Source organism: Saccharothrix sp. CCNWYY140, from assembly GCF_037401995.1.
GTDB lineage: Bacteria > Actinomycetota > Actinomycetes > Mycobacteriales > Pseudonocardiaceae > Actinosynnema.
In genome coordinates, this window is record NZ_JBBEGC010000008.1 from 99,750 (window position 1) to 116,613 (window position 16,864).

General features: G+C 70.7%; 18 protein-coding genes. 14 read left to right on the plus strand and 4 right to left on the minus strand.

Annotated elements, in window-relative coordinates; translation table 11 throughout:
* Window positions 1-9: 9 nt before the first annotated feature.
* The 4 genes from dnaK (at window position 10) to WBN91_RS07340 (ending at window position 4,274) form a co-directional block, all read left to right on the plus strand.
* Window positions 10-1,860, plus strand: coding sequence for a molecular chaperone DnaK (dnaK, locus tag WBN91_RS07325; RefSeq protein WP_337724738.1), 1,851 nt, complete (start codon window positions 10-12; stop codon window positions 1,858-1,860).
* The gene (grpE, locus tag WBN91_RS07330; protein ID WP_337724737.1) at window positions 1,857-2,561 is read left to right on the plus strand and encodes a nucleotide exchange factor GrpE; all 705 of its coding nucleotides are present in this window, start codon (window positions 1,857-1,859) and stop codon (window positions 2,559-2,561) included. Before dnaK ends, grpE begins: the two co-directional genes overlap by 4 nt.
* Before the next feature lie 21 nt (window positions 2,562-2,582).
* Window positions 2,583-3,761, plus strand: a complete 1,179-nt coding sequence (gene dnaJ / locus WBN91_RS07335; protein WP_337724736.1) for a molecular chaperone DnaJ — start codon at window positions 2,583-2,585, stop codon at window positions 3,759-3,761.
* 84 nt (window positions 3,762-3,845) lie between these two features.
* Entirely contained in the window at window positions 3,846-4,274 is a 429-nt protein-coding gene (locus WBN91_RS07340) for a heat shock protein transcriptional repressor HspR (protein WP_337724735.1), read from the plus strand.
* Window positions 4,275-4,443: 169 nt separating this feature from the next.
* On the opposite strand, the gene WBN91_RS07345 is transcribed toward WBN91_RS07340, so the two are convergent.
* From WBN91_RS07345 to WBN91_RS07355, 3 genes are all read right to left on the minus strand, one after another.
* Window positions 4,444-5,547 (minus strand): FAD-binding oxidoreductase, encoded by a 1,104-nt coding sequence (locus WBN91_RS07345; RefSeq protein WP_337724753.1) that lies wholly within the window; start codon window positions 5,545-5,547, stop codon window positions 4,444-4,446.
* Window positions 5,548-6,033: 486 nt separating this feature from the next.
* The gene (locus WBN91_RS07350; RefSeq protein WP_337724734.1) at window positions 6,034-6,414 is read right to left on the minus strand and encodes a VOC family protein; all 381 of its coding nucleotides are present in this window, start codon (window positions 6,412-6,414) and stop codon (window positions 6,034-6,036) included.
* Window positions 6,415-6,456: 42 nt separating this feature from the next.
* Window positions 6,457-6,834: a VOC family protein gene (locus tag WBN91_RS07355; RefSeq protein WP_337724733.1), complete on the minus strand. Its 378-nt coding sequence runs from the start codon at window positions 6,832-6,834 to the stop codon at window positions 6,457-6,459.
* Between the two features lie 131 nt (window positions 6,835-6,965).
* Between WBN91_RS07355 and clpB the strand changes: the two genes are divergently transcribed.
* From clpB to WBN91_RS07385, 6 genes are all read left to right on the plus strand, one after another.
* On the plus strand, window positions 6,966-9,548 hold the full coding sequence (gene clpB / locus WBN91_RS07360) for an ATP-dependent chaperone ClpB (RefSeq protein WP_337724732.1): 2,583 nt from the start codon (window positions 6,966-6,968) through the stop codon (window positions 9,546-9,548).
* A gap of 117 nt (window positions 9,549-9,665) precedes the next feature.
* The gene (locus WBN91_RS07365; protein ID WP_121224211.1) at window positions 9,666-10,361 is read left to right on the plus strand and encodes a hypothetical protein; all 696 of its coding nucleotides are present in this window, start codon (window positions 9,666-9,668) and stop codon (window positions 10,359-10,361) included.
* Window positions 10,358-11,137: an SDR family NAD(P)-dependent oxidoreductase gene (locus WBN91_RS07370; RefSeq protein WP_337724731.1), complete on the plus strand. Its 780-nt coding sequence runs from the start codon at window positions 10,358-10,360 to the stop codon at window positions 11,135-11,137. The genes WBN91_RS07365 and WBN91_RS07370 overlap by 4 nt, the downstream gene beginning before the upstream one ends.
* A gap of 278 nt (window positions 11,138-11,415) precedes the next feature.
* Window positions 11,416-11,769, plus strand: a complete 354-nt coding sequence (locus WBN91_RS07375) for a hypothetical protein (protein WP_337724730.1) — start codon at window positions 11,416-11,418, stop codon at window positions 11,767-11,769.
* Complete coding sequence (locus WBN91_RS07380; RefSeq protein WP_337724729.1) at window positions 11,766-12,653, plus strand: WXG100 family type VII secretion target; 888 nt, start codon at window positions 11,766-11,768, stop codon at window positions 12,651-12,653. Before WBN91_RS07375 ends, WBN91_RS07380 begins: the two co-directional genes overlap by 4 nt.
* Window positions 12,650-13,075: a hypothetical protein gene (locus tag WBN91_RS07385; RefSeq protein WP_337724728.1), complete on the plus strand. Its 426-nt coding sequence runs from the start codon at window positions 12,650-12,652 to the stop codon at window positions 13,073-13,075. The genes WBN91_RS07380 and WBN91_RS07385 overlap by 4 nt, the downstream gene beginning before the upstream one ends.
* Before the next feature lie 390 nt (window positions 13,076-13,465).
* Here the strand turns inward: WBN91_RS07385 and WBN91_RS07390 are convergent, their stop codons facing one another.
* Window positions 13,466-14,038, minus strand: coding sequence for a hypothetical protein (locus tag WBN91_RS07390; RefSeq protein WP_337724727.1), 573 nt, complete (start codon window positions 14,036-14,038; stop codon window positions 13,466-13,468).
* Window positions 14,039-14,091: 53 nt separating this feature from the next.
* On the opposite strand from WBN91_RS07390, the gene pyrE reads away from it, so the two are divergent.
* From pyrE to WBN91_RS07410, 4 genes are all read left to right on the plus strand, one after another.
* Window positions 14,092-14,646 carry an orotate phosphoribosyltransferase gene (gene pyrE, locus WBN91_RS07395; protein WP_337724752.1) on the plus strand — a complete coding sequence of 185 codons (555 nt, stop codon included), beginning with the start codon at window positions 14,092-14,094 and terminating at the stop codon, window positions 14,644-14,646.
* Entirely contained in the window at window positions 14,646-15,335 is a 690-nt protein-coding gene (locus tag WBN91_RS07400; protein WP_337724726.1) for a hypothetical protein, read from the plus strand. Before pyrE ends, WBN91_RS07400 begins: the two co-directional genes overlap by 1 nt.
* Window positions 15,336-15,391: 56 nt before the next feature.
* The gene (locus tag WBN91_RS07405; protein WP_337724725.1) at window positions 15,392-15,781 is read left to right on the plus strand and encodes a DUF2784 domain-containing protein; all 390 of its coding nucleotides are present in this window, start codon (window positions 15,392-15,394) and stop codon (window positions 15,779-15,781) included.
* 246 nt (window positions 15,782-16,027) lie between these two features.
* Window positions 16,028-16,813 (plus strand): hypothetical protein, encoded by a 786-nt coding sequence (locus WBN91_RS07410; RefSeq protein ID WP_337724724.1) that lies wholly within the window; start codon window positions 16,028-16,030, stop codon window positions 16,811-16,813.
* Window positions 16,814-16,864: the final 51 nt, after the last annotated feature.

Genomic DNA, 16,864 nt, shown 5'->3' on the forward strand with positions numbered 1-16,864 from the left:
GGAATCCAAATGGCGCGAGCGGTCGGCATCGACCTGGGGACGACCAACTCCGTCGTCGCGGTTCTCGAGGGTGGCGAGCCGACGGTGATCGCCAACTCCGAGGGTTCGCGCACGACCCCGTCCATCGTGGCGTTCGCCAAGAACGGCGAGGTGCTCACCGGTCAGCCCGCCAAGAACCAGGCGGTGACCAACGTCGACCGGACCATCCGGTCGGTCAAGCGGCACATCGGCACGAACTGGACGACCGAGATCGACGGCAAGCAGTACACGCCGCAGGAGATCAGCGCGCGCGTGCTGATGAAGCTCAAGCGCGACGCCGAGGCGTACCTGGGCGAGGAGATCACCGACGCCGTGATCACCGTGCCCGCCTACTTCGAGGACGCCCAGCGCCAGGCCACCAAGGAAGCCGGCCAGATCGCGGGCCTCAACGTGCTGCGCATCGTCAACGAGCCGACCTCCGCCGCCCTGGCCTACGGCCTGGACAAGGGCGAGAAGGAGCAGACCATCCTGGTCTTCGACCTCGGTGGCGGCACCTTCGACGTCTCCCTGCTGGAGCTGGGCGACGGCGTGGTCGAGGTCCGCGCGACCTCCGGTGACAACCACCTCGGCGGTGACGACTGGGACCAGCGCATCGTCGACTGGCTGGTGGAGCGCTTCAAGCAGTCCAACGGCATCGACCTGACCAAGGACAAGATGGCCCTCCAGCGGATCCGCGAGGCCGCCGAGAAGGCCAAGATCGAGCTGTCCAGCTCGTCGCAGGCCACCATCAACCTGCCCTACATCACGGTCGACGCGGACAAGAACCCGCTGTTCCTGGACGAGACGCTGTCCCGGGCCGAGTTCCAGCGCATCACCAACGACCTGCTGGAGCGCACCCGCGCCCCGTTCAACAACGTGATCAAGGACGCCGGCATCTCCGTCGGCGACATCGACCACGTGGTGCTGGTCGGCGGTTCCACCCGCATGCCGGCCGTGGCCGAGCTGGTCAAGGAGCTGACCGGCGGCCGTGAGCCGAACAAGGGCGTGAACCCGGACGAGGTCGTCGCGGTCGGCGCGGCCCTCCAGGCCGGTGTCCTCAAGGGCGAGGTCAAGGACGTCCTGCTGCTCGACGTCACCCCGCTGTCCCTGGGCATCGAGACCAAGGGCGGCGTGATGACCAAGCTCATCGAGCGCAACACGACCATCCCGACCAAGCGGTCCGAGATCTTCACCACGGCCGACGACAACCAGCCGTCCGTGCAGATCCAGGTCTTCCAGGGCGAGCGCGACTTCGCGGCGGACAACAAGAAGCTCGGCATGTTCGAGCTGACCGGCCTGCCGCCCGCCCCGCGCGGCGTCCCGCAGATCGAGGTCACCTTCGACATCGACGCGAACGGCATCGTGCACGTGTCCGCGAAGGACATGGGCACGGGCAAGGAGCAGCGGATGACGATCACCGGCGGCTCCGCGCTGCCGAAGGACGACATCGACCGCATGATCAAGGACGCCGAGGCGCACGCCGAGGAGGACAAGCGCCGCCGCGACGAGGCCGAGGTCCGCAACCAGGCCGAGACGCTGGTCTACCAGACCGAGAAGGTCGTCAAGGAGAACGACGACAAGATCCCGGCCGAGGTCAAGGACAAGGTCAAGGCCGCGATCGACGAGACCAACGAGGCCCTCAAGGGCACGGACATCGCGAAGGTCCGCACCGCGGTGGAGAAGCTGGCCACCGAGTCGCAGGCGATCGGCCAGGCCATGTACGCCAACGCCCCCACCGCGGGCGCGACGGCCGGTGACGGCGCCTCCGCGCCGGGCGCCGGTGACGCCAAGGCCGACGACGTCGTGGACGCCGAGATCGTGGACGAGGACGAGAAGAAGTGACCCAGCCCGAGGAGCAGCCGCACGTGGTGGTGCGGGACCGGCGGCGCATCGACCCGGAGACGGGTGAGGTGCGCACGCCGGCCGCGGACGCCGAGACGCCCGTGGACGAGACCCCGGCCGAGGGCGGCCGGCACGCCGCCCCCGAGGCGGAGCCGCCCGCGGAGGTCGACCCGGCCGCCGAGCTGAAGGCCCAGCTCGACGAGCGGACCGCGGACCTCCAGCGCCTCACCGCCGAGTACGCCAACTACCGCAAGCGCGTCGAGCGGGACAAGGAGCTGGTGATCGCCTCGGCCAAGGCCCAGGTGATCAACGAGCTGCTGGCCGTCCTGGACGACGTGGAGCGGGCCGACGCGCACGGCGACCTGACCGGCGCGTTCAAGGCGGTCGCGGACAAGCTGGTCGCGACGCTGACCAGGTCCGGGCTGGAGCCGTTCGGGCACGAGGGCGAGGAGTTCGACCCCACCGTGCACGAGGCGGTCCAGCACAGCACGTCGCCCGACGTGAGCGGGCCGACCGTGACGGCCGTGCTGCGGCGCGGCTACCGGCTCGGCGAGCGCGTCGTGCTGCGGCCGGCGCTGGTGGCGGTCACCGACCACGAGCCCGCGGCCGAGGCGGCGTCGGGTGACGGGGCCGAGCCGTCCGGGTCTGGTGCCGAGTCTGGTGCCGGGGCGTCCGGGTCCACTGAAGAACAGCAAGGCTGAGCGAGAGGGGGCGGCGTCCGGATGAGTGCTCGGGATTGGATCGAGAAGGACTTCTACCGGGAGCTGGGCGTCTCCTCCGACGCCTCGGCCGACGAGATCAAGAAGGCGTACCGGAAGTTGGCGCGGGAACTGCACCCCGACGCCAACCCCGGTGACGCCAAGGCCGAGGCGCGCTTCAAGGCGGTCTCGGAGGCGTACGGCGTGCTGTCGGACGCCTCCAAGCGCAAGCAGTACGACGAGGCCCGCCGCCTGTTCGCGGGCGGCGGCGGCTTCCCCGGCGGGTTCGGGCAGGGCACCGGCACCTTCGACGTCGGCGACCTGTTCGGCCGCGCGGGGCAGCAGCCCGGCGGCATGGGCGGCCTGGGCGGCCTGGGCGACCTGCTCGGCGGCCTGTTCAACCGGCGCGGCGGCACGTCCGGCTCGGCGACCCGGCCCCGGCGGGGCGAGGACGTCGAGACCGACGTGCGGATCGACTTCACCGAGGCGGTCCGCGGCGCGACCGTGCCGATGCGCCTGTCCAGCCCGTCGACGTGCTCGACGTGCTCGGGCTCGGGCGCGCGACCGGGCACCGCGCCGCGCACCTGCACCAACTGCGGCGGCGCGGGCCTGGTGACCCGCAACCAGGGCGCGTTCGCGTTCTCCGAGCCGTGCGCGGACTGCCGGGGCACCGGCCGCCTCATCGACGACCCGTGCCCGGAGTGCGGCGGCGACGGCGTGTCCACCAAGACGCGCACGCTCACCATCCGCATCCCGTCGGGCGTGGACGACGGCCAGCGCATCCGCCTGGGCGGCCAGGGCGAGCCGGGCCGCAACGGCGGTCCCAGCGGCGACCTGTACGTCCGGGTGCACGTCAACCCGGACCCCGTGTTCGGCCGCAGCGGCAACAACCTGACCGTGACCGTGCCGGTGACCTTCCCCGAACTGGCGTTGGGCACCACGTTGACCGTGCCCACGCTGGACGGCAAGGTGACTTTGAAGGTCCCCGCCGGCACGGCGTCGGGCCGGGTGCTGCGCGCCAAGGGGAAGGGCATCGCCAAGCGCGACGGCCAGGTCGGAGACCTGTTGATCACGTTGCAGGTGGCGATCCCGAACAACATGGACGCGACGGCCCGCGAGGCGCTGGAGGCCTACGCCTCGGCCACCGCGGAGCACGACCCTCGGGCCGACCTCAACGCGTTGGTGGAGAAGAGGTCGACGTGAGGGCCGGGGCCGGTTCGGCGTGATGGTGGTCTTGGTGTGATGGGTTCGGCGTGGTGGTGAGGTCGGCGTGAGGGTGAGGTGGACATGACGTTTCCGTTCCCGCCGGGGACCGATGAGGACACCCCGTTCTTCGTGATCTCCGTGGCGGCTCAGCTGTCGGGCCTGCACGCCCAGACCCTCCGCTCCTACGACCGGATGGGACTGGTCTCCCCCGGGCGCACGTCGGGCGGCGGTCGCCGGTACTCGATGCGCGACATCGTCCTGTTGAGGGAGGTTCAGCGGCTCTCCCAGGAGGAGGGGGTGAACCTCGCCGGGATCAAGCGGATCATCGAACTGGAGAACGAGGTCGGGGCGCTGCGGGCGAAGGTGTCGGAGTTGGCGGAGCAGTTGGCCCAGGCTTTGGCGGCGGCCGAGCACGCGGCGGCTTCCGTGCACGCCTCGTTGCGGCGGGACCTGGTACCGGTTCGCCACGAGACCGCGTTGGTGGTCTGGAAACCAAACCGCAAACGCTGATCCGCGTCGGGGTGAGTTCCTGCTGGTAGCGGGGATGACGCAAAAAGCCCAGCTTGGGTTGTGCACGCGCTTCGCGCGTGCCAGAGCGGAAGAGCCCGCGCTGCGCGCGTGAAAGCGGTATGCCTCGGGCCGTTCCAGGGCTTCCCCGCCCTGGAGGCCGGTGCGGGGGTCAGTCCAGGGTGAAGGGGTCGTACTTGATGCGGTCCAGGGGGGTGCCGGCCACGAGCATGCGGGAGACCGTCGCGCGGATCATCGACGGGGAGCCGCAGACCAGCACGTCCCGGTCCTCCCACGCCCCGTAGCGGGTGACCACGTCGGCCAGGGTGCCCTGTTCCACGCCTCGTGCGCCCGGGTCCGACTCCAGCACCGGGACCACCGTGAGCCACGGGTTGGTCATCGCGAAGCGTTGCAGGTTGTCCAGGTCGTACAGGTCCTCGCGGGTCCTGCCGCCCACGAAGAGGTGCGTCCTCGGGTTTTCGCCCCACTGCGCCATCTCGTCGATGATCGCGTGCATCGGGGCCACTCCGGTGCCGCCGGCGACCATGAGGACGTCGTTGCCGGACTTGCGGTCGACGTGGAGCCTGCCCATCGGGGGGCCGATGCGCCACACGTCGCCCGGTTGGGTGTGGCCGACGATGGAACGGCTCACCCAGCCGCCCTCGACGGAGCGGATGTGGAACTCGATGATGCCGTCTTCGCGCGGGGCGTTGGCCGGTGAGAAGTAGCGCCAGAGTCTGGCTCGTTGGGGCGTTTCCACGCTCACGTACTGGCCCGCCCGGTAGCCGACCGGGTGGTCGGGCTGGAGGCGCACCACGGCCAGGTCCCAGCTCACCCGCTGGTGCTCGAGCACGGTCGCGTGCCAGTAGGCGGGGCCGTCGTCGGCTGCCGCCGCCTCCTGCATGGCGCGGGCCATGATCGTGTAGGCCTCGGCCCAGGCCATTTCGACCTGGGGGGTCCACGCGGGGCCGGCGTGCTTCTTCACCGCCGCGAGCAGGGCGGTGCCGACCGACTCGTAGTGGACGTTGACCACGCCGAACTTGCGGTGGTCGCGGCCGAGTTGGCGGAGGAAGGGGATCAGGTCGTCCGGTCGGTCGACCATCTGGACGACGTGGACCAGTGCGCGCAGCAGGCGGCTGCGCTGCACCTCCATGTTCGCCGGGAACATCTCACGGGTGGCCGGCGCGAGGCTGAAGAGCATTCCGTAGAAGAACTTGGCGACCTCTTCGGCGCGCGGCTCGACGACCGCCCAGCTTTCCCTGATCAGGCGCACCATTGCGGTGACACCCGGTGGGGGTTCTCGGTGGGGCGGGCTCGGGATGGGGCTCAACACAGCGTTCGCAGTCATGGTCCGGGCGCAGTCTCCACGTTTCCAGCGCCGTCAGCAAGGCGCATCGTCCTCGTCAAGCTTCCATCCCCGACGAACCGAGGCTAACCCGTCAACTGGCCGACTGACTCCTTGATGCCACCTTCGAGTGCTGTGCGATCACGGTCGGTCGCGGAGCGTTCGTCCCATCGGGCGAACATTCGCGATGACCTGTACCGGGTCTGCGGATTGCGGCCAACCGTGAGGCGAGTACCCCGCCCGAGCACGCCTTTAACGGGCACTGGAGATCGCGTGAGGCGGGGGTCTCACCCTGTTGGCCGCACGCTCCCCGCACCGGTGCGGAGATCGGCTTCGGCCTGTGGATTCACACCTGCGGATTGTGGATAAGCGCGGTGCGCGTGTGGACAAACACGCTGCTACATGTGGGTGACACGGTCAGCTCGTGGCGGCGCGTTCGGCTGCGCTGCGTTCCACGCAGAACTCGTTGCCCTCGGGGTCGGCGAGCACGACCCAGCCGGTGCCGTCGGGGCGGCGCCGGTCGGCGACCACGATCGCGCCGAGGCCCCGGAGGCGCTCGACCTCCTCGTCGCGGGTGGTGTCGGGCTGGAGGTCGAGGTGGATGCGGTTCTTGATCGTCTTGTCCTCGGGGACCTGGATGAACAGCAGGTCCGGGCCGGCCGGCAGGGCGACGAGGCACTCCGGGTCGCCGGGCTCGTCCTCGTCGGAGACGGGGTGGCCGGTGACCTGGCTCCAGAAGGTGGCCAGCGCGTACGCGTCCTTGCAGTCGACGGTGATGTGGTGCACGAGTGAACTCATGCGCTGATCTTCAGGTGGCCGCCGGGACGGGCGCACCCGATTTCAGCCGCCGTAGGGGACGGTGATGATCTCCAGGCGGTGGCCGTTCGGGTCGTCGAAGTACACGCCCCGGCCGCCGTCGTGGGTGTTGATCTCGCCGGGTTGCCGGTGGAACGGGTCCGCCCAGTAGGGCAGCCCGCGCTCCCGGACGCGGCCGAAGATGGCGTCGAAGTCGTCGTTGCCGACCAGGAACGCGTAGTGCTGCGGGGTGATGTCGCCTTCGACGGCCATGACGTCGAGGGACACCTCGTTGTCGGTGGCCACGACGAGGAACGGGCCGTAAGGCGTGGCGGGGGCGAAGCCGAAGACCTCGGTGAGGAAGTCGGCGGTGGCGCGGGGGTCGTGGGCGGACACGATCGTGTGGTTCAGCTTGACGGTCATGGCACTGACGCTAGGACTTCGTGGCGGGCGTCACAGCACTTGGGCTAGGTTGAGTGGAACGGACTCAACTTTTCTGACGTTGAGCTGAGTGGTAGCCGGTGGTGCGCCGGAACACGCGACCGAGGTGAGGAATGGACGCTTTCAACCCGACCACGAAGACGCAGCAGGCCGTGTCCGCGGCGGTGCAGGCGGCGACGATCGCGGGCAACCCGGACGTGACCTCGGTCCACCTCCTGGGCGCGCTGCTGGCGCAGGGCGACGGGCTGACCGCGCCGCTGCTGTCGGCCGTGGGCGCCGACCCGAAGCAGGTGCACAAGGAGCTGGAGCAGCTCAGCCGGTCCCTGCCGGCGGCCAGCGGGGCGAGCGTGTCCGCGCCGCAGTTCTCCCGGGACGCCGTGCGCGTGCTCGGGCGGGCGCAGGAGCTGGCCACCGAGATGGGCGACGAGTACGTGTCCACCGAGCACCTGCTGGTGGGCCTGTCCCAGCACGGTGGCCAGGTGGCCGACCTGCTCCGCCGGCACGGCGCGACCCCGGAGTCGCTGCGCGAGGCGTTCGGGCGGGTGCGTGGGTCGGCGCGGGTGACCAGCCCGGACCCGGAGGGCACGTACAAGGCGCTGGAGAAGTACGGCGTCGACCTGACCGAACGGGCGCGCAAGGGCGTGCTCGACCCCGTCATCGGGCGGGACACCGAGATCCGGCGGGTCGTGCAGGTGCTGTCCCGGCGCACCAAGAACAACCCGGTGCTGATCGGCGAGCCCGGCGTCGGCAAGACCGCGATCGTGGAGGGCCTGGCGCAGCGCGTCGTGGCCGGTGACGTGCCCGAGTCGCTGCGCGGCAAGCGCGTGGTGGCGCTGGACCTGGGCGCGATGGTGGCCGGCGCGAAGTACCGCGGCGAGTTCGAGGAGCGGCTCAAGGCCGTGCTCAAGGAGATCACCGACTCCGCCGGCCAGGTCATCACGTTCATCGACGAGCTGCACACCATCGTGGGCGCCGGCGCGACCGGCGAGTCCGCGATGGACGCGGGCAACATGATCAAGCCGATGCTGGCCCGCGGCGAGCTGCGCATGGTCGGCGCGACCACCCTGGACGAGTACCGCGAGCACATCGAGAAGGACGCCGCCCTGGAGCGCCGGTTCCAGCAGGTGCTGGTCGGCGAGCCGTCCGTGGAGGACACCGTCGGCATCCTGCGCGGCCTCAAGGACCGGTACGAGGTGCACCACGGCGTCCGCATCACCGACTCCGCGCTGGTCGCGGCGGCGTCCCTGTCCGACCGGTACATCACCGCCCGGTTCCTGCCGGACAAGGCCATCGACCTGGTCGACGAGGCCGCGTCCCGGCTGCGCATGGAGATCGACTCCCGGCCGGTCGAGATCGACGAGGTCGAGCGGGCCGTGCGCCGGCTGGAGATCGAGGAGATGGCGCTGGCCAAGGAGTCCGACCCGGCCTCGATGGAGCGGCTGGCCGCGCTGCGCGCCGAGCTGGCCGAGAAGCGCGAGACCCTGGCCGCGCTGACCGCGCGCTGGCAGAACGAGAAGACGTCGATCGAGAAGGTCCGCGACCTCAAGGAGCAGCTGGAGCAGCTGCGCGGCGAGTCCGAGCGGGCCGAGCGCGACGGCGACCTCGGGCGGGCCGCGGAGCTGCGCTACGGGCGCATCCCGGCGCTGGAGAAGGAGCTGGAGACGGCGACCCGCACCACGCAGGACGCGGCCGTGATGCTGAAGGAGGAGGTCGGGCCGGACGACGTGGCCGACGTGGTGTCGGCGTGGACCGGCATCCCGGCCGGGCGGCTGCTGGAGGGCGAGACCGCCAAGCTGCTGCGCATGGAGGAGGAGCTGGCGCGGCGGGTCGTCGGCCAGGCCGAGGCCGTGCGGGTGGTGTCCGACGCGGTGCGCCGCACGCGCGCAGGCGTCGCCGACCCGGACCGGCCGACCGGCAGCTTCCTGTTCCTCGGGCCGACCGGCGTGGGCAAGACCGAGCTGGCCAAGGCGCTGGCGGAGTTCCTGTTCGACGACGAGCGGGCGATGGTCCGCATCGACATGAGCGAGTACTCCGAGAAGCACTCGGTGGCCCGGCTCGTCGGCGCGCCCCCCGGGTACGTCGGCTACGACCAGGGCGGCCAGCTGACCGAGTCGGTGCGGCGGCGGCCGTACAGCGTCGTGCTGCTGGACGAGGTGGAGAAGGCCCACCCGGACGTGTTCGACGTGTTGTTGCAGGTCCTGGACGACGGCCGGCTGACCGACGGCCAGGGCCGCACGGTCGACTTCCGCAACACCATCCTGGTGCTGACCTCGAACCTGGGCTCACAGGCCATCGCCGACCCGGCGCTGGACGAGCGGCAGCGCACCGACGCGGTGATGAACGTGGTCCGGCGGCACTTCAAGCCGGAGTTCCTCAACCGGCTGGACGACGTGGTGGTGTTCCACTCGCTGGCCACCGAGGAGCTGACGTCGATCGTGGACATCCAGGTCGAACGCCTGGGCAAGCGCTTGGCACAGCGGCGGCTGTCCCTGGAGGTCACCCCGGCGGCCCGCGACTGGCTGGCCCTGAACGGCTTCGACCCGGTGTACGGGGCCCGGCCGCTGCGGCGGCTCGTGCAGTCGTCCATCGGCGACCAGCTGGCCAAGGAGCTGCTGTCGGGTGAAGTCCGCGACGGCGACACGGTGAAGGTCGACGTCGTCGACGACCAGTCGGGGCTCATCGTCGGGAGGGCTTGATCCGCAGGTCCGGGGAGGTGGCCCGCGCCACCTTCCCGGTAACGGGTTGGTCCGATCGCGGGAGGCACGCCCCAAGTGATCTTCGTTTGGTCGGTGTCTGCCGCTACCCTCGCACCCGTGGGCATACCGGCGTGGGTCTGGTTCACCGTCGCCGCGGTCGCGGGGGTGGCGGGGTTCGCCCTGCTCGCCACCGACCGGGCGCAGAGAACCGCGCGTAACCGGGAGCGGCGCAGGTGGGCCGCTCTGCGTGGTTGGCAGTTCGAGGAGACCGACCACGTGCTGCCCACACGGTGGGAGAGCGGGGCGATCGCCTACTACGGCACCGGCGTGGCGAAGGACGTGGTCGCCGGGTCGACGTTCACCGCGGACGGCCGCCGCCAGGTCTACGTGCTCGACCACGAGACCGGGGGCAAGGTCAACTCGGTGCTGGTCGGCGTGCGCTGCCGCCGGCCGGTGAACGTGGTGGTCGAGCTGTGGCTGCCCAGCGTGCCGTTCCAGCGCGACCAGATGCCCGACCTGCTCGGACCGGTCGGCTCGCGGTACGCGTTCGTCAGCGAGCTGCCCGCCGCCCGCAAGCTCATCACACCGGACCTGGTGGACGCCGCCGAGGAGATCGGCGCGGACGTCACCGTGGTCTGGCTGGAGAACGACTGGGTGATGGCGGCGGCGCCGCCGAACTCCTCACCCGCCCGACTGGAACGACTCCTGCGCGACCTGGGGGAGCTGGCCGACGTGGTCGACCCGTTCGACGCCGATCCGGACACCGACACCGGTGGCGAGGTCCACCGCCCGCAGTTCGGGCGCAAGCCGTGACGCCGCCGCTGGCCCTGGTCACGGGCGCGACCGCGGGCATCGGCGCCGCGTTCGCCCGCCGGCTGGCCGCCGAGGGGCACGACTTGGTCCTGGTCGCCCGGGACGTCGAACGGCTGGAGCGCACCGCCGCCGAGCTGCGCGAACGCCACGGCGTGCAGGTCGAGGTGCTGCCCGCCGACCTCGCCGACGACCCCAGTCGGGTGAAGGTCGAGCAGGTGCTGGCCGAGCGGCCGTTCGACCTGCTGGTCAACAACGCCGGGTTCGCGCTGTCCGGGGAGTTCTTCGCCTCCGACGCCGACCGGCTGGAGAGCCAGCTGTCGGTCAACGTGAAGACCGTGCTGCGGCTGACCCGGGCGGTGCTGCCCGGCATGGTGCAGCGCGGGCGCGGTGACGTGGTGAACGTATCCAGCATCGCGGGCTTCCTGCCTGGTCGGGGGTCGACCTACAGCGCGGACAAGGCGTGGGTGACGGCGTTCTCCGAGGGCATGGCCCAGGCGACGGCGGGCACCGGCGTGCGGGTGCTGGCGCTGTGCCCCGGCTTCGTGCGGACCGAGTTCCACCAGCGGGCGAAGATCGACATGTCCGGCACGCCCGCGTTCCTGTACCTCGACGCCGACCGCGTGGTGCACGACTGCCTGGCCGACCTGCGCGCCGGCAAGCAGCTGTCCATCCCGGGCTTCCAGTACAAGGCCATCGCGACGATCAGCCGGCTGATCCCCCGGCCGCTGCTGCGCCGCATCGCCGCCCGAGCCGGTAACGCCCGCGGTCGGACCTGACCTGACGCGTGCGGGGGCGTGGCCTCCGGCCCCCGCTTCGATCGTCGCACGCGCCACCGACATCCGGCCGCGTGCAGGTCCGTGAAGAGTTGCCGCGCGCCCGCTGCGGGCGGGTCGCCCCGAGTCGCCGAAAACCTGCCGCCCGACCCTCCGCGGGCCTGCTGTCCGCCCCCCGCTCCCGTCGCCTGCCACTCCGGCGAAATCTTCCAAGATCAGCGGGAACCCGGCACCCATCCGGCCCGTCCCACTCCCCGAACTGGAGGAGGAGGGATCCGTCAATGGGTGAAGGCTTCCACGTCGAGCCGGCCGAGCTGCGGGGGTACAGCGAGCTGCTGACCCGCAACGCGCAGCACTTCATGACCATCAAGGAGCACGCGGTCACGAAGGGTGGCGACACCTCGGGCTTCACCGGGCTGCTCTCGCTGCTCCAGCCGATCGTCACCGGCGTCGCGAACCTCTACGGGGAGACGCTGGACTTCGCGAACCAGATGATGACCAAGGAAGCCGAAGGGCTGGCCAAGGCCGCGGACATGTACCAGAAGGGCGAGGAGATGGCGATGAGCATCCTCGACCAGGTGCTCGCCGAGCTGGCCAACGCCGCCGAGGCGCCGATCCTGGGTGGTGGCAAGTGACCGCGTACGCCGACGTCGAAGACCCTCAGGTCGCCCTCAACGCCGCCGCCGAGGACCGGCCGGGCCGGCAGTCCACCAAGGAGCTGATCGAGAAGGCCGGGTGGAAGATCCAGGGCGTCAACTGGATCTACGAGAAGGTCACCGGCGAGAACCTCCTCGACGCGCTGATCAAGCCGCTGCTCGGCGACTTCGAGAAGATCGACGAGAACGCCAACGCGTGGGACCGGACCGCGAAGGCCCTGGACTCCGTGCGGCACAACGTCGACGCGGGCGTCGACCAGCTCAACCCGCACTGGAACGGCGACGCCGCGCAGGCGTTCGAGGCCCGCATGAAGACCATGTGGGCGCTGGCCATCGAGGCCGACTCGCAGATCGCGCGGATCATCGGCAACAAGTTCCGGTCCACCGCCAACACCTGCCGCAAGGCGTGCGGCCTGGCGCTGACCCTGCTGGACATGCTGATCAGCAAGCTGCTCGAAGCGGCGATGACGGCGTGGATCCCGGTGGTCGGGTGGGGCCGCGCGGTGTGGATGGTCTACGACGCCATCCAGATCGTCGACGCCATCCGCAAGATCATCATCTCCATCCAGACGCTGATCGAGGGCGTCCAGGGCATGATCGACGGCATCGTCGCGATGGGCACCGCGCTGTCCAAGCTCAAGGACGTGCGCGACGTCAACGACCTGCTCGACGTGGTCGACGGCTACCAGGACGGCAAGGAGAAGTTCGACAACGGCATGGCCGCGGCCAAGTCCGGCGCGTTCGGCGTCGCCTGGAACGGCTACAAGCTCGGCAAGGCGGGCCACTCCGCGAGCAACCGCTACAACCAGGCCCCGCCGCCCGCACCCGAACCCGCACCCGCGCCGTCCGGAGGTGGCCAGTGACCTTCCCCTACGACCGCGATCGGCTGAACGCGCTGGTCGCCGAGGTGGACGCGCGCCTGGAGAACGTGGACAAGGTCTCCCGCGAGGCGAGCCAGGTCCAACTGCGCTCCTCGGGCCTGTCCCAGTCGGACCTGGCCGAGATCAACCGCGCCGCCCACGGCCCGAACGCACCCCGCGAACTGCGCGAACTGGCCCGCCGGGTCGACTCGGGCGAGATGTCCTGGGAGGACATCGCGTCCGGCCGCGCCCTGGCCGACGAGGGCGTGCAGCAGGCCCTGGCGACCGGCTTGCCCGACCTCCAGCGCGCCTACACGCAACTCCAGGAGGGCAACGACCCGGAGGACGTCATCGAATCCGGCCGCCCACGCCGTGGCGGCGATGACGACGACGAGCCGAGCAGCTTCACCGAAGACGCCTGGTAACCCGGAACCGACGACACCCGACAGGCCGAGTCGACGACGCCTGGCGGGCCGGGACCGAGGACGCCTGGTCGGCCGGATCGAAGACGCCTGGTCGGCCGGATCGAAGACGCCTGGGCGGCCGGAACTGCGGGAATTGTCGGTGGCGCGTGAGATCATGGAAGCGGGGGCCGGAGGCAAGCCCTCCGGCGACCCGCCGCCGCTCTCGCCACGCCGGCAACCCTCCGCCACTCACCGCGCCGCGCCGCCCACCGCGCCGCGCCGCCCACCGCGCCGCGCCGCCCACCGCGCCGCGCCACTCACCCCGCCGCCCACCGCGCGGCTCCGGCGACGAGCCACCACGCCGCGCCGGCAACCGGCCGCCACTGACCGCGACCGCGCGCACGGCCGCTTCTAGGCGCTGGTCGGGAAGTCGAAGCCGCCGCCGCTGGTGTGGTTCGTGCCGATGCCCCGCACCACGTCGAACGCCAGCGCCGCCGCCACCGCCAGCGACCGCAGCGGCTCCGGCGTGCCCGGCCGCAGCCGCAGCACGTCCCGCCGCACGCGCCCACCCGCGCCCTTGGCGATGGCGCCGGCGCTGAAGGTCGCCACGTCGGTCCAAGAGCACAGCCGCTGCCCGTGCGGGTCGAGCAGCGCGTAAGCCCCGCGGCCCTCCCGGCGCACGGAGCCGACGACGGTGCCGTCCGGTCGGGACACGCGCGTCGGCGGCCGGCCCGGACCCTTGTGCACCAGCAGCAGGACCTGGCCCTGCGGCGACGTCACCGCCAGGTCGTAGGTTGTGCGCCCGGACAGGCCCGTGGCGCGCAGCAGTTTCCGCAGGGGACCCAGGAAGCCCCGGTCGGCCGCGGTCGCCAGCGGCACGCCGTGCTCGGTCAGGGCGGTGGTCTTGTAGCGCGTCCCGAACAGGTGACGGCCTGCGCCCCAGGGCTGCTCGATGACGAGCGTGTCGGTGCCGAACAGGTTCACGGTGTGCCAGCGTACGGACGCGTATGACAGTCTTGGGACCCGTGCGAACTGAAGTGGTTCTGGACGCCGGTGCCAAGGCCGAACTGGCCCGGCTGGTGAGCGAGCTGGCCGTGGTGCACGGCAAGGTGACGTTGTCCTCCGGCGCGGAGGCCGACTACTACATCGACCTGCGCCGCGCGACGCTGCACCACGCCGCCGCGCCGCTGATCGGCAAGCTCCTGCGGCAGCTCACCGCCGACTGGGACTACGTCGCGGCGGGCGGCTTGACGCTGGGCGCGGACCCGGTGGCGTGCGCGATGATGCACGCCGCGGCGGCGGCCGGCGAGGTGCTCGACGCGTTCGTCGTGCGCAAGGAGACCAAGAAGCACGGCATGCAGCGGCGCATCGAGGGCATCGAGGTCGCGGGCCAGCGGGTGCTCGCGGTCGAGGACACCTCCACCACCGGCGGCAGCGTGCTGACCGCCGTGGAGGCGTTGCGCGAGGCCGGCGCGACCGTGGTGGGCGTGGCGACGGTCGTGGACCGCGGCACGGTGGCCCGCGAGGTCATCGAGGCGCAGGGCCTGTCGTACCGCTACCTGCTGGACCTGGCGGACCTCGGCCTGGTCTGATGGCTTCCCTCCTGTTGTTGCTGGTGATCGTGGCGATCCTCGGGGTGGGCGTCGCCGTGGGGTTGTCGCGGCGCAAGCGCAACCCGTTCACGAACCCGCAGTTCGTGAACCAGTGGGAGCAGCAGATGCGCGCGCTGGAGGCGGCCCTGGGCTGGCGGTTCGTCGCCGAGGACCAGGGCTTCCAGGAACGCGTGCCCCAGATCGGGCGGATGCTGGAAGCCGACCGGAGCCGCGTGCGGTTCCAGCTGGTCGGCCACTGGCGCGGCGTGCCCGTGCTGGCCGTCGAGGTGGTGCTGCGCACGGACAACACGGTGACCACCGAGTACCGCACGTACTCGGTGGTCGTCGTGCCACGCCCGATGCCCGGCCCGTGGGTGCTGATCAGCCCCCGCGAGGACAGCGTGTGGGGCATCTTCGAGCAGTTCACCGCGACCGGCGACCCGGCCTTCGACGCCCGCTACGAGGTGCGCCGCAAGAACCCGGCGTTCGCCGGCGCCCTGCTCGCCTCGGGCCTGCCCCAGGCCCTGCTGACCGACCCGCGCGCGGCCGGGGTGGCGATCGCCTTCGACGAGCACAACCTGGCGGCGGCCGTCCCCGTGCCGCTGCTCCAGGCGCCGTTGGGCCACTTGGCGGACCTGCTGCTGGACATCGCGGGCCGGGTGCCCTGGCAGGGGCTGCCGCGCGGTTGATTAATGGCGAGCGCCCGATCGGGGTGCGGCCTACTCTGGGGTACAGGGAGGTCGTGATGGTCGCGCGGGCGCTCGCCGAGCTGGTCATGGTGATCCACTACGGGGTCCTGGTCTTCCTGGTCGTCGGCGGCTTCGTGGCATGGCGCTGGCCGCGCGCGCTCTGGTTCCACGTGGCGATGGCGGCGTGGGGACTCTCGATCGTCACCTTCCCCCTGGCCTGCCCCCTGACCTGGCTGGAAAACGTCCTCCGCACGGCGGCCGGCCAGGCACCGCTGGTCGACGGGTTCATCGACACCTACATCGACGGGGTCCTGTACCCGGAGTCGGCGGCGCGCACGGTGCAGCTGGTGGTGGCGCTGTGCGTGGTCGTCTCGTGGGTCGGGTACTACGTCAAGCGGCGTGCTGAACAAACGTGTAATTCGGTGCAGTTCACCAATCAGCGATAAAGCGGCCATTCGCCGATCACCGGACCGGCCCAATCGGTCTACCCGACCGTACCAATTTCAATTTACGGGCTGTCGCGTGCCTTACCCTTCGGTTATGGGTCGGGGAAGGGTGGGACGGCGATGGGGGTGGCTCGGACACGTCTTGAGGTAGGTGGGCACACGCGCCGGGTAAGGCGCGGGTCGCCGTTGTCGGCGACCTGGTCCTGGTTGCGTGGGCGGGCTGCTTCCGGTGCGCTGGGAACAGCCGTGGCGGTACTGCCGGCGGTGGGGTTCTGGGTGTCCTTCAGCGGGTCGCAGCTGGCAGGCTTCGTCCTGGTGGTGGCGGGTGGGGTGGGGTTCGTCGCGGTGTTGCGGTCGAGTCGGACCGAATGGGACTCCAGCACCGCGCGGTTGAGTCGGCTGGTGCTGCACTACTGCGACATCCTGGAAAAGCGGCACGGCCGGAAATGGGCCGTGAAGGACTGGCGCCAGGACGTCGACATCGAAGCCAACGGGGACGTCCGGCAGCGCATTGCGTTCACCATTGTGGTCCGTTGTGACGAGCTGGCCTTCTGCAGTTTCACCGACCGGGTGAACTGGGACTGGCCGGCCCGGCTCAAACGGCGGGTTCGGGTGCACGTGCGCAGTGTCGAAGTGGGAGGGGAAGGCGGCACCCGGTTCGGCGTGACCTCGTCCTGGTTGGACGACAAGCGGCTCAAGACGGTGGTGCACCTGGACGACCCGGTGCAGCGTGACGCGGAGGTGAGCTTCGTGGTGGACATGTTCTGGCCGGCGAAATGCCGGCCCCTCATGCGCGGGCAGGCTCCCGACGAGATGCTGGTCCGGTTCGGGGAGCCGATCCCGTTGGCGCAGTATGTGATCACGTTCCCCGTGGGGTGCCGGGTCCGAGTGGACAAGGTGGGGTTGTCGCCGGGTGACGACTACGCGCTCAGTCACGTCCTCGATCGGTCGGGAAAACCCGAGATCACGCTATCGGCTGAAGGTGTTGGGGCATACCAACTGATCGGCTTGAAGCTGGATGTCGGGTTGTAGGCTCCCCCGGTGATCAATTCGACCTCACCTGTACTTGTCCACCGCGGCGGC

Bases quoted from the DNA above. Each gene is read 5' to 3' on its own strand.
- dnaK (WP_337724738.1), top strand. From the start codon at position 10: ATGGCGCGAGCGGTCGGCATCGACCTGGGGACGACCAACTCCGTCGTC.
- dnaJ (WP_337724736.1), top strand. From the start codon at position 2,583: ATGAGTGCTCGGGATTGGATCGAGAAGGACTTCTACCGGGAGCTGGGC.
- WBN91_RS07340 (WP_337724735.1), top strand. From the start codon at position 3,846: ATGACGTTTCCGTTCCCGCCGGGGACCGATGAGGACACCCCGTTCTTC.
- WBN91_RS07345 (WP_337724753.1), bottom strand. From the start codon at position 5,547: ATGGTGCGCCTGATCAGGGAAAGCTGGGCGGTCGTCGAGCCGCGCGCC.
- WBN91_RS07350 (WP_337724734.1), bottom strand. From the start codon at position 6,414: ATGAGTTCACTCGTGCACCACATCACCGTCGACTGCAAGGACGCGTAC.
- WBN91_RS07355 (WP_337724733.1), bottom strand. From the start codon at position 6,834: ATGACCGTCAAGCTGAACCACACGATCGTGTCCGCCCACGACCCCCGC.
- clpB (WP_337724732.1), top strand. From the start codon at position 6,966: ATGGACGCTTTCAACCCGACCACGAAGACGCAGCAGGCCGTGTCCGCG.
- WBN91_RS07375 (WP_337724730.1), top strand. From the start codon at position 11,416: ATGGGTGAAGGCTTCCACGTCGAGCCGGCCGAGCTGCGGGGGTACAGC.
- WBN91_RS07400 (WP_337724726.1), top strand. From the start codon at position 14,646: ATGGCTTCCCTCCTGTTGTTGCTGGTGATCGTGGCGATCCTCGGGGTG.
- WBN91_RS07405 (WP_337724725.1), top strand. From the start codon at position 15,392: ATGGTCGCGCGGGCGCTCGCCGAGCTGGTCATGGTGATCCACTACGGG.